At 48.4% G+C, this 12,326-nt stretch carries 8 protein-coding genes and 2 pseudogenes; 5 read left to right on the top strand and 5 right to left on the bottom strand.

Annotated elements, in window-relative coordinates; genetic code table 11:
• The first annotated feature begins 64 nt into the window (after positions 1 to 64).
• Together OGV57_RS06625 and aldA are read left to right on the top strand one after the other, a co-directional pair.
• Positions 65 to 862: a YdcF family protein gene (locus tag OGV57_RS06625; RefSeq protein WP_191218785.1), complete on the top strand. Its 798-nt coding sequence runs from the start codon at positions 65 to 67 to the stop codon at positions 860 to 862.
• A 199-nt stretch (positions 863 to 1,061) separates the two neighbouring features.
• Positions 1,062 to 2,501 (top strand): aldehyde dehydrogenase, encoded by a 1,440-nt coding sequence (aldA, locus tag OGV57_RS06620; protein WP_003843758.1) that lies wholly within the window; start codon positions 1,062 to 1,064, stop codon positions 2,499 to 2,501.
• A gap of 41 nt (positions 2,502 to 2,542) precedes the next feature.
• Here aldA and OGV57_RS06615 read toward each other — a convergent pair whose 3' ends face one another.
• Both OGV57_RS06615 and gap read right to left on the bottom strand, forming a co-directional pair.
• On the bottom strand, positions 2,543 to 3,469 hold the full coding sequence (locus tag OGV57_RS06615) for an alpha/beta hydrolase (protein ID WP_054528418.1): 927 nt from the start codon (positions 3,467 to 3,469) through the stop codon (positions 2,543 to 2,545).
• A 126-nt stretch (positions 3,470 to 3,595) separates the two neighbouring features.
• A complete protein-coding gene (gene gap / locus OGV57_RS06610; RefSeq protein WP_003020325.1) occupies positions 3,596 to 4,597 on the bottom strand; it encodes a type I glyceraldehyde-3-phosphate dehydrogenase in 1,002 nt (333 codons plus the stop codon).
• A 189-nt stretch (positions 4,598 to 4,786) separates the two neighbouring features.
• Between gap and cybB the strand changes: the two genes are divergently transcribed.
• From cybB to OGV57_RS06595, 3 genes and pseudogenes are all read left to right on the top strand, one after another.
• Complete coding sequence (cybB, locus tag OGV57_RS06605) at positions 4,787 to 5,317, top strand: cytochrome b561 (protein WP_044700084.1); 531 nt, start codon at positions 4,787 to 4,789, stop codon at positions 5,315 to 5,317.
• Between the two features lie 172 nt (positions 5,318 to 5,489).
• Positions 5,490 to 5,909, top strand: coding sequence for a translesion error-prone DNA polymerase V autoproteolytic subunit (locus OGV57_RS06600; RefSeq protein ID WP_003020321.1), 420 nt, complete (start codon positions 5,490 to 5,492; stop codon positions 5,907 to 5,909).
• Between the two features lie 2 nt (positions 5,910 to 5,911).
• A pseudogene (locus OGV57_RS06595) lies at positions 5,912 to 6,013 on the top strand (Y-family DNA polymerase); the annotation flags it as partial.
• A gap of 129 nt (positions 6,014 to 6,142) precedes the next feature.
• Here the strand turns inward: OGV57_RS06595 and OGV57_RS06590 are convergent.
• The 3 genes and pseudogenes from OGV57_RS06590 to OGV57_RS06580 form a co-directional block, all read right to left on the bottom strand.
• Positions 6,143 to 6,430: pseudogene (locus OGV57_RS06590) on the bottom strand (integrase core domain-containing protein); the annotation flags it as partial.
• Positions 6,431 to 6,779: 349 nt separating this feature from the next.
• Positions 6,780 to 8,342, bottom strand: a complete 1,563-nt coding sequence (locus OGV57_RS06585; RefSeq protein ID WP_054528417.1) for a hypothetical protein — start codon at positions 8,340 to 8,342, stop codon at positions 6,780 to 6,782.
• Positions 8,335 to 12,309, bottom strand: a complete 3,975-nt coding sequence (locus tag OGV57_RS06580) for an N-6 DNA methylase (protein ID WP_054528416.1) — start codon at positions 12,307 to 12,309, stop codon at positions 8,335 to 8,337. Before OGV57_RS06580 ends, OGV57_RS06585 begins: the two co-directional genes overlap by 8 nt.
• Positions 12,310 to 12,326: the final 17 nt, after the last annotated feature.

Raw genomic sequence — 12,326 nt, 5'->3', positions numbered from 1 at the left:
AGGCCGGATAAGGCGTAGCCGCCATCCGGCATCTGTATCCGGTAAAGAACAAACTCCAGGAGTCATGAACATGAGACAGTTTCCGCCACTTTCCGCTAGCACCCTTGCGGCGATTAACACCGTGGGGCAATGGCTGGCGCAAAATGATTTCGCTGAAAATATTACGGTGCAGACAGATTGCGTGATTCTGGCCGGGAACGCAGTGATCCCGACCATCGATGCAGCCTGTCGGATAGCGAAAGAGCAACAGGTTCCCTTGCTGATTAGCGGCGGTATCGGTCACTCAACGACCTTTCTGTATGCCGCCATCGCAGAGCATCCACGCTACCACACGATTCGTACCACTGGTCGCGCGGAAGCGGCGATCCTTGCCGATATCGCGCACCAGTTCTGGCACATTCCTGGTGAGAAGATTTGGGTAGAGGATCAGTCCACCAACTGTGGGGAGAACGCCCGGTTTAGCTGTGCGTTACTGCGTCAGGCGACCCAAACCATGGGGACCGTCATTGTGGTGCAAGACCCTACCATGCAGCGCCGCACCATGGCGACATTTGAACGCGTCACGCGTGACGACCCTCAGGCCCCACGCTGGATCAGTTTCCCCGGTTTTGTCCCCGAGTTGATTGAGCAGGGCGACGGCGTGGATTTTGCCCCGACCGCCGAAGGTCTGTGGTCGGTGGATCGTTACCTGTCTCTCATTACCGGTGAGCTTCCGCGCCTGCGTGATGATGCAACCGGCTACGGGCCTTGCGGCCGCGATTTTATCGCCCATGTTGATATTCCTCAGGACGTTGAGCAAGCCTGGCAGCAGCTAAAAAATGATACCGCGCTGACCGACTTACTTGAGAGCCGTTTTCTGTAATCCCTTCTGCCCGTTTGTCGGCGTTTTACGGCAAACGGGCAGAAAGCCCACCCGTTTTTTCTCTTAATCATCACTTTGCCAGGCGCTTTTATGAAGCAGTTCACAGAACCGCCACTCCAGCGATAATGCGCCATGCATGATTGATATTAATTAACAATAGTTTTACTTGTTGAAAACAAATCAATCACAGGAGAGCCGCATGTCAGTACCCGTACAACATCCTATGTATATCGATGGGCAGTTTGTGACCTGGCACGATGACGCCTGGATTGATGTCGTCAATCCGGCCACGGAAGAGATTATCTCGCGTATTCCCGATGGGCGTGCCGAAGACGCACGTAAAGCGATCGATGCCGCGGATCGCGCTCAGCCGCAATGGGAAGCGTTGCCTGCCATTGAACGGGCAAACTGGTTACGCAAAATTTCTGCGGGTATCCGCCAGCGAGCCGATGAAATCAGCGCGTTGATTGTGGCGGAAGGTGGAAAAATTCGACAACTGGCTGACGTTGAAGTCGCGTTTACCGCCGACTATATCGATTACATGGCGGAGTGGGCGCGTCGCTATGAAGGTGAGATCCTGCAAAGCGATCGCCCGGGTGAGAATATCCTGCTGTTTAAGCGTGCACTGGGCGTGACGACGGGCATTCTGCCGTGGAACTTCCCGTTTTTCCTGATTGCCCGCAAACTGGCTCCCGCCTTGCTGACGGGGAATACCATTGTCATTAAGCCGAGTGAATTCACACCGAATAACGCCATCGCCTTTGCCAAAATTGTTGATGACATTGGTTTACCGCGCGGGGTCTTTAATCTGGTGCTGGGACGCGGTGAAACGGTCGGTCAGGAGCTGGCCGGAAACCCCAAGGTGGCGATGGTGAGTATGACCGGCAGCGTCGGTGCGGGCGAGAAAATTATGGCCGCAGCGGCCAAAAACATCACTAAAGTTTGTCTGGAGTTGGGTGGTAAAGCTCCGGCTATCGTGATGAACGATGCTGATCTTGAGCTGGCGGTGAAGGCCATTGTTGACTCGCGGGTGATCAATACCGGACAGGTATGCAACTGTGCTGAGCGCGTATACGTTCAGAAAGGTATCTATGACCGGTTCGTTAATCGTTTGGGTGAGGCGATGAAAGCCGTGCAGTTTGGCAATCCGGCCGAACGCAATGACATTGCGATGGGGCCGCTGATTAACGCCGCTGCGCTGGATCGTGTGGAGCAGAAAGTCGCACGAGCGGTGCAGGAAGGGGCCAGAGTGGCGCTGGGCGGTAAGGCTGTTGTCGGCAAAGGTTATTACTACCCGCCGACGTTACTGTTAGACGTGCGCCAGGAGATGGCGATTATGCACGAGGAGACGTTTGGTCCGGTGCTGCCGGTGGTGGCGTTTGATACGCTGGAACAGGCGTTGACAATGGCCAATGACAGCGACTACGGTCTGACCTCATCGATCTATACGCAGAATCTGAATACGGCAATGAAGGCGATTAAGGGGCTGAAGTTTGGCGAAACCTATATTAATCGTGAAAACTTCGAGGCGATGCAGGGCTTCCACGCTGGCTGGCGTAAGTCCGGGATTGGCGGGGCTGATGGTAAACATGGCCTGAACGAATACCTGCAAACGCAAGTGGTGTATCTGCAGTCCTAAGTTTTTCGCCGGGTGAGTCTTTACGCCACCCGGCGCCATCCTCACACTTTAGTGGCTACCCAGTTCATCATCATTTCCGGCCAGATGGCCAGCGGTAACCCTTGCGCATCGCGAATACCAAATCCGTGCTTACCGCGTTCAAACAGATGCATTTCGACCGGAACGCCCTGCTCACGTAGCGCATTAAAGAAGACCAGGCTGTTTTCTACCTTCACCGCCGGATCGTCAATGGCGTGTAGCAGGAATGTCGGCGGCGTTGTGCTATCCACGCGTTCTTCCAGAGAATAGTGGCGCAGATCTTCCTTTTCGGGCTTAGCGCCAACCAGCTCAAGACGAGATCCCGGGTGACCGATGTCTTCGCGCAGAGTGACAACCGGGTACACCAGTGCCATAAACGCAGGGCGCGCAGGTTGCTCGTCTACGTTATCTATCGGCATATAAACCGTTTCGGCAAACCGGGTTCCCAGACTGGCGGCCACGTGACCACCGGAAGAGAAGCCCAACACACCGATACGATCAGGGTTAATTTTCCATTCATGGGCGTTGGCGCGAATGTAGCGCATGGCGCGCTGGGCATCGGCCAGCGGCGCGTTTGCGCCTTCCTCATGGCCATCACCCGGCATACGGTAGGTCATCACAAACAGGGTATAACCGCGAGCGTTAAAGAACGGTGCCAGTACGCTGCCTTCTTTATCCATCACCACGCGACGATAAGAGCCGCCTGGCGTGACAAGGATCCCTATGCCGTTAGGTTTTGCGGGGGCATAAACGGTAATTTCCGGGGCGCGAATACCGGTGACCGCACGATCATACTGAGATGTTCCTGTATGTCGGGGTTCAGGCGTAAACACCGCATCGCTGTTTTTTGCTCCGGGGGCTTCACCCTGCGGCCAGAATGAGACGGTGGTGGCCTTAGCAACGGCTTGCTCCATCATGTTTTCTAACGTTTCACGACTCAGTGCTTCCATTACTATGCTCCCTCAGTGGCAAAGGTTAGCTATAGCACAGTCAGTGAATCGAAAACGGGGAGAGACTCACAACGTATTGAATTCGCGGGAAATGAAAGAGGGCGGAGGCGAGCCTCCGCCAGAACATTAGAGCTTGATAAATTTATCCAGCGTACGAATAAGTTGGGTGACAAAACCGTATTCGTTATCGTACCAGGCGACTGTTTTTACCAGTTGCAGATCGCCCACTTCGGTAATTTCGGTTTGTGTCGCATCAAATACCGAACCGAAATGCGAGCCAATGACATCTGACGAGACGATTTCCTCATCGGTATAACCAAATGACTCATTGTCTTGCGTGGCTTTTTTCAGCGCGTTGTTGACCTCTTCAGCAGTGACTTTTTTCCCCAATACCGATACCAGTTCCGTGACGGATCCTGTTTTCACCGGAACACGCTGGGCGTGGCCTTTTAATTTTCCGCTCAATGCCGGAATGACCAGACCAATGGCTTTGGCGGCTCCGGTGGTATGGGGAATGATATTCTCCGCTGCTGCCCGTGAGGCGCGCAGATCTTTCCCGCGAGGTCCATCAACCAGCGACTGCGTTCCCGTGTAGGCGTGGATGGTGGTCATGGTGCCAAGCTGAATACCGAAGCTGTCGTGCAGGGCTTTCGCCATCGGTGCGAGGCAGTTAGTGGTGCACGATGCGACCGAGATAATCCGATCGTTCGCATCCATTGTATCGTCGTTGACGTTAAAGACGATGGTTTTCATATCGCCAGCCGGGGCGGATATCAGCACTTTTTTGGCCCCTGCATCCAGGTGCGCGTTGGCTTTTTCTGTCGAGGTATAAAAACCGGTGCATTCGATGATTATCTCAGCGCCAGTCGTTTTCCACGGAATATTTTTGGCCTCTTTTTCTGCGTAAACCGCGATTTTTTTACCGTCGACAATCAGCGCGTCTTCGGTAAAGTCGATGCTCCAGGGGAACGGGCCGTAGTTTGAATCGTGCTTTAACAGATAGGCGAGAATTTTGGGCGAGGTGAGGTCATTAATGGCCACAACCTCCACGTTGCTTTTGACTTCCAGTAGTCGACGCAATACCAGACGACCGATACGACCAAAACCGTTAATGCCAATTTTACTCATGGTTTTCTCCTGTCAGGATGAGGCGGTACGACATATTTTCCCTACCAGGCTTAGTCCAGACAGGCATCCTCGGCAATAGCGGTTCTTGCGGTTAAGCGTAAGCGACTGAAAATGGGTGAACAAAAGTTAATGAATTTTTAACAAAAGCCCGTTATGTTGACGCATTATTGTTTTTATTCAGGAAGTGTTATGGGGAATAAGTATTCTGGCCTGCAAATCGGTATTCACTGGCTGGTCTTTTTGTTGGTTATTGTGGCGTACAGCGCCATGGAGTTTCGCGGATTTTTCCCGCGCAGCTATCGCCCCTTGTTCAACATGGTGCACGTCTCCTGCGGTATCACTATTTTAACGCTGATGGTGGCGCGTCTGCTGGTCAGGCTGAAATACCCGGCTCCGCCGATTGTGCCAAAACCGAAGCCGATGATGACCGGAATGGCGCATCTGGGGCATCTGGTTATCTATCTGTTGTTTATTGTCCTGCCGATTATTGGGCTGGTGATGATGTACAACCGGGGTAACCCGTGGATTGCATTCGGCATCGTTATGCCACATGCGCCAGAGGCCAACTTTGATTTAGTGGATATGCTGAAGTCCTGGCACGTAACGCTGGCAAACCTGGGTTATTTTGTTATTGCTCTGCATGCTGGTGCTGCCCTGATGCATCACTATTTCTGGAAGGACAATACGTTGTTGCGCATGATGCCGCGAAAACGCTCCTGAGGTAATGCCCCGCAAATGCGGGGCATTTTTTTAGCCGATTATTTTTCCAGACATCATAAAAGCTTATCGACAAGATGGTTAAACAACGCTCAATTCGCCACACTTGTCACTTGATCACTGTCTTCATTAAAACTACTGTATATAAATACAGTTATATGAGAGGCAGATTATTATGTTGTTTTTCCAGCCAGTTGAACACCGCGAAATCAAACACTTCCCGCTATTTAGCGATCTCGTGCCCTGCGGTTTTCCCTCTCCTGCGCAGGATTACGTTGAGAAACGTATCGATCTCAACGATCTGTTGGTGCAGCATCCCAGCGCAACCTATTTTGTTAAATCGTCTGGCGACTCCATGATGGGGGCAGGGATCGGTGCTGGCGACTTGCTGGTAGTCGACAGTGCCAGAAAAGCGGCCCACGGAGACATTGTGGTTGCTGCTATTGAAGGCGAATTCACCGTTAAGCGCCTGCAATTGCATCCGGTGGTGATGTTGAAGCCAGAGAACAGCGCCTACGCGCCGATCATGATCGGCAGCGAGGACACGCTGGATATATTTGGCGTGGTGACATTCATCATTAAATCTGCGGGCTGATTATGTTTGCGCTAGTGGATGTTAATTCATTTTATGCCAGCTGTGAGTCGGCATTCCGGCCCGATCTGAAGGGCAAACCCGTAGTGGTACTCTCAAACAATGATCTGAGTGGTGAGAAACGTTAGTTAATCCTATGCTGTTCACATCATCTTATTCTTGATGGCGTGGGCGTGACATGAGACTTATATTTGCAACTCAAGATTTGACTCTGGCTAACCGCTCCTTTGTAGTGGTCAACTAAAACTGGCCACCGCTTTAGAGTTTTTCCAGTATCGGTTTTCCGATTCATTTGGGGGTAATCCACCGTTATAGTCATGCGGCCTTAGCGAGCTGTAATACCCGACGATATAGTCTGTGATCGCATGAGCAGCTTCGCTAAAGTTTATATAACCTGTCACTGGCACCCACTCGTTTTTCAGACTACGGAAGAAGCGTTCCATCGGGCTGTTGTCCCAACAGTTTCCACGTCGGCTCATACTCTGTCTGATCCGGAAACGCCACAGTAACTGCCGGAACTGCCTGTGAGGTGTCTGTTAAACCCGTGGCGATTCAAAGTTCAAATTAGGTCTAGTGGTCAATTTTAGGTCATCTGCTGATATTCTGAAATTATGCATATTGAGCAATGCAAATTTTAAGAGATTAATGCTCAACTACAGCCAAATTGCAAGGGGGGGAATGATTACTTCTGTATTTCTGCGCGCATACACATTCGTTCATTTGATGCATAATATATAGTAAAACTATAAAAGATGAGTTTTTATCATTTTTAAGTATAGATTTACCCTAATAATACTAGAAATGATTAAGGCAGCAACTTTCTGCTGCCTTCAGGATCCATATGCCTGCAGATCGGTTGAATATGACCTAGGGTTATCTTAATTCCCTGGTTACTGATGCAACGAGTTCCAGACAAAGCAGGAACAACGCATAGGCAGTACCCTCGCCTACAATTGTGCCATTCAGGTGTTGGCCAAAGTCACCAAAACTTTGCGTTGAGTTGACCAGATAGTAGGTGGTTTTACTTACTTTCTTTGCTCTGGGGTTGACCTTTTCAGTACCCGTCATTAATTTTAATAGGTGGACTCGTTTTCCTCCTTGTGGGAAAACTGACCTGAGTCCGTCAATTTTTTCCCCGCTGTAATCCCACTCATCTAACCAATCAGTTGGGATCTTTCTGCCCGGCAGTTCAGAGGCCCATATCAGCTCAAATACACGATCGACGATCCCGCGAATGGTCCCCATGAAAATACCTGGTTGGGTTGGTAAATCTCCGATTGCACGTTCAAGAAGGTGTTTTAATGCTGGGTCAATATCATCAATCTGATCAATTCGTCGTTCAAAAGCAGGTTTAATGTTAGAAATATAAGCATCAGAGGTGCCAAAGAGACGAACTAATGCATTTCCTTCCGTGGGCTGTTCATCCAGATATTTAGTCAGCATTCTGCAGGGTTTTTGTATTTTGTTAGCAGTAAGGGTTACAAACCCTTTTTCCAGCAGACGATCCAGGTCGCTTTGCGCAGCCTCAGTTTTTGGAACGATATTTTCGTCTTTAACGCGAAGGAAAAGATCTTTGGCAGTAATGGGGCAATCGTCCCAGAGGGATTCTATTTGGTCCCGTAGAACTATTAACGCGTCAGAGGCTGCATTACAAACTATTTTAGAATTGACGGCTTGGATGGAAGATTGATTGCTAATGGTGTTGAGTAATCCAAGTAGCAAAACTGGGAAGCCGTTGCTTTCGTTCCTTAGTTCGGCCAATGCACCTTGGTCGAAAGTTAAATTGGGTAATTTTTCCAGTAGCGCTGTTAAGTCTTCATCGTCAAAACAGCCTATTTTTACTGGCTCAGGGTTAAAGATATTCCAAAAATCACTGGTTTGCGCATCTGGATGTCTGATCAATTCTCGCAGTTTGCGTCGACTTGACGTTATGAGTCGTAAACTTGATAGTTGGGCTAACTCCCTCAGTTGGTCCCACAGACTCCTCGTTAATTTGCCATTTTCGAGAGGTTTATCGAACCCGTCCATAATTATCAGTATACACTTGTTCTCATCTTTCAACGCGTTAAGCACGTCATCGATACAAGTATACAAGTCATCGTCTGCTTCCTGTAAAAGTTTTGCATACTCTGGATGACTCTTTGATAAGGCAAATGCAAGCTTTTCAGCCAAAACCTGTAAAAATTGTTTATCTGTCGCTGGTGTCTGATGACCTAAGTCCCACATTATAACGGAAGTGTAGTTGCTTCCAGTTTGACTTAATAAGTTCTCAAGCTTGTGAAGAACGACAGTTTTTCCTGCAAACCGTGCGCCTATTACTTGCAGATGGTCAGGAACGGGTTTGGTCAGCGAAGCTTGCATTTCATCTAAGATACCGCGCCTTCCTATTGCTGGCGGTATCTTTGTTCCGTGAATAGGGAAACTCATATCAGACATTTTCTTCCTCTGCTTCTGTTCGGGCGTGGCTTAACAGAACATTCATATCCTTCTGTTGGGCTATCCATACAGCCATTAGTGGGATGGCGAGTCTGTATTCTCCTCCATCAATTTGTCCCGAGTATTCAATTAGTTCAAGCTCTCTTAGATAGTCGAGGTCTATTTCAAGTGCCTCTTCAAAAACAGTAACACCCATTTGGGTTAGTTGTTCATGTAACGAGCCGAAACTAATGGATTCATCTTGTCGATTTGACTTGGAGTAAAGCATTAATACTAACTGGCGGCGGAATCGGCCGGTCGTAGGGCCTTGCCCTGCATAATCCCATAGGTTAGCGAAATGTTCGTTATCCTGGGCTAGCTTTATAGCGCAATCAGCAACGATAGTGGCCGAAATGTTCTTGCTGCGAGTTTTAATAGCAAAATCAAAAACTTTATTGCATAAACATTGTAACAGGTAAGGATGCATTGCGGTAAGTTGGAGTACTTTATCAATTGCATCAGGTGCAAAAACAAGCCTTCCACGAACGGGCTCTGTAACGACTTTAATGGCATTTGGTTTATCGAGTGCTGTAACCTGAACGTTTGTACCCAGTCCGAACAGTGCTGACCAGTATTCCTCTCTCAAGCGCTTGAGCCTTCGGGATCCTGTGAGGATGGCTGAGAAATGAGGATTATTTTGGATCAGATAACGTATATTTTCTGGCACTTGAGGCGAGGTAATTCCGCTATCAATACCCTCCTGAAGTTTATCGAATTCATCGAGAAGAAGTACGATTCCAACCTTCATGGGTTTCAAAATTTCTTGTAACTCATTCAGATATATCGAAAAATCATCAAAAGGATCTTCCTCGCAAATACCTTTGCGACATGCTTGCGAAATAAGGCGCCTTACACCCAGCGTTTGATTACTATGCTGTAGCGAGCTACCGTCAGGCAAATACAGATCGAATCCATATTTATTCAGGGCTAAAGCAATGTATCTTGCCATTCCCCTGAAGACTTCTACTGTTGGAACTCCTGCTGCATTTGACGCACCACTTACTCCCTGAAGGCTGTAGTAGACTGACAACCAACCTGGTATGATGTCTTTTCCTTCCAGGTGTTTCAATATTGATGTTTTCCCGGCTCGTCTGTTTCCTTCCAGTAATATTACATTTCCATGGGTTGATATTTGTCGGCTAATGCATTCAAGAATATCCTCGCGACCAAAGAAGACGTTATGGCCACTCTCTGGTCCTAACGGGGTACCCGTAACATATGGGCTGCTCCCGAGATCCTGATCAGTAAGACGGCTTACAATGTTTGATTCGGAAACTTCAAAAGCAAGTTCTATTTCCCCCACATACTCCAGACCAGATAATCCGATAGCTTGCCAGTTCAAACGGATGTTAAAACGACCTTCTACTTTCGGGGTGTCTCCATGAAGATGTAACGTACACGCTGATTTTTCTGAAATATAAGCGAATTGCTCAGAACCCCAGTCCGGTTGTGTCTTGAACTGAACGTTTCGCAAAGGCAACACTCCCGGATTTTCAATCTGAATTTCAAATGAATAATTGCTGTCGGCCGGGAGTGATGCTGGAGATGAAATAAGCTTCAGTTCAGTTGGTACTGAGAGATCAGCGATAACAGCTTTTAGCCAAATACGTATACGTTCAGCTGTAACCCGAAGAGGTGTTTCATTATTGGCTTGATTGTCTGCAATCAAGAACAATGCACGTTCAGATTCCTGCAAGACGTTCAGTAATACAGGACCTCGAGGAATTTTCCCCACATCATCAAGCAAATATATTGCCTGGAGGAACGGGGCAATGTTTCTTGCTGCTCGCTCGTCGGTGTATGAGGGAGAGGACTGTTTTTGCGTTTTACGAATCAATTCGACTATGGGTTCGAACTGTTCTAAAGGAGGTGTGGCCTCTGTCCCTGGCACAAAGCGGGGAAGATAGCCTTCAATTTCAAGTAGTAGTTTGCTAAAAGGGTCTGCATCGCTGTAACTGGCGAGGGCAGAGATAAAAGTGAGAATATCAGTGCCGGAGTTGTGATACCTGGCAACTGTGCGTTTCTGAATGGAGAGGGAAAAGACGGGGACAGGCAATTTCAAAAATGCATCACGATTAATACGTTGAATTGCGGTCCCTCGAGCATGCGCTGACAACCAGGTTTGACATGCACGACTATTGATATACGCAAGTAGATAGTCGGGATCTATGCTGTTTTTATCTGGGCGGATCACATAGAGTCCATATCCTGCAAGCGAACCCGAGGTGACATCACTGACAACTGCACTTTTAGCGACGGTGCCTGAACGTGAAATCAGTATATCGCCAGATTGCAGAGTCCAGCGGGGATTATATGCCACATCTGATTTTAACCAACGTGAGATACGGCTGATCTTCCCATGGGCCAAATCGCTTATCTGAATATATCCTTTGGCATCAGGGGAATGCGGTTCTTCTGTTATGTCGGCCGAGTTAAATACTCGTGACACGAAAATAGATGATATTGTCGAAAGCGGTGCCAGATAACCATCTTCAAAGCCCTTTAGAATGGGTTTTAGGGCATTAAGTAATTCATTTCTGTCTCGATGGCGTGGGGTGAGATCCCAGTCTACATCGGCTAATTCTGCGGCTGAAACTTGCCAGCCTGTGTATTCGCTCGCGCTATTACTCTCCGTAAGGAGGTTCGTTTCATTTGGATGAGTTCGTGATGAAAAATCACCCCATTCGCGTGAATGCCGTGCAAGGACAAAACTTGTCAGTTCTACAGTATCAGCTAAAAACGGCTGAGATGGTTTGCTCGTGGCTTTTAGCGCGGACATGTTACTGGCATCAACCATCTGAACATGACGAAAATTGCCTGTTCTATTGAGCACTAAAAGGTATCCCCTAAGGCTTGAACCCGGAATAATGAGCCCTCCGGGCAAGCCTACAACAGCCTGAACCAGACCTTCGTTAACCAGGTGCTTGCGCAAATCTCGATCAGCACCGCTCCTGAACAAGAAACCTTCTGGTACAACGATAACCGCGCGGCCATTTGATTTTAATTTCGATAATGCGTTCTGAACGAACAGCCCTGTGATGTCAGGTGATTTGAACGGGTAATGACTATAGTTATGCGTTTTCCAGTCTGTTCGAATCCCAACGGGCGGATGGGCTACGACAATATCAAATAACTCTCCTGTGTCGCTATTCTCATCAAGACTGTTTCCCGGCATCAGTTTTGTCGATGAAATCCCAGAAAATACCATTCTTGTGAGACCAGTCAGGAAAGTACTGTGGTTAACGTCATTACCGCTTATCTGCAAGGAAGTGAGTGAGTGCTTCTGTTCATTCTGTTGCAGGCGAGTCAAATTCCATGCAGAAATAAGAAAATTGCCTACTCCAAAACAAGGGTCATATACCGATTCTCCTGGGGCTGGATTACTAAGTTCAGCTACCAGGCGAGAGAGGTTTTCCGAGGATGTGTGCTCTCCGTCGTGAGGCGTTCTTGTTTCCGTAAGGACTTGATTAAAAATATCTGAAAGGATTCCAGGTGCAGTCAACGGGTTGAGCTGGAGAGAAGTGACCCATCGCGCAAGAGACAACAGTAGAGATGCGTCAATGCTCTGAATGTGCCGTAACGGATTGTCGAGATGTTTTAAGAACTCAAAATCACTGTCATCAAACCCCTCAGCCTTGTTCCACTCGATATGCGAAGCTAGGGCGTTAATGTTATCTGCAATTTCAGCAAGGTTGGTGCTTTCTGCCCAGTTCTGCAATTGTAGCCAGGAGGGAAGCAAAGGAACGTAGCCGCTTCCCTCAAAGTCTCCAGTTAGTTGCTTTTCCTCATTTTTAACATCCTGCCAGCGGAGCAATAAAAAAACTGAGAAGAGTTCCCGGATCGATTGAGCAGGTAGAACTCGCTTGAGATCCTCTATCCAGTCAGTCGTCATAAGGCTTGTCTCGTAATTATCTGATTTCGTCTTCATCGCTCACCGCAGTGTAA

Origin of the sequence: Citrobacter sp. Cf087 (genome assembly GCF_030334285.1) — a bacterium.
In the GTDB taxonomy this organism is placed as follows: Bacteria; Pseudomonadota; Gammaproteobacteria; order Enterobacterales; family Enterobacteriaceae; genus Citrobacter; species Citrobacter freundii.
Note: the sequence above shows the minus strand (reverse complement) of the source record. Positions and strands in the feature narration are given on the sequence as shown.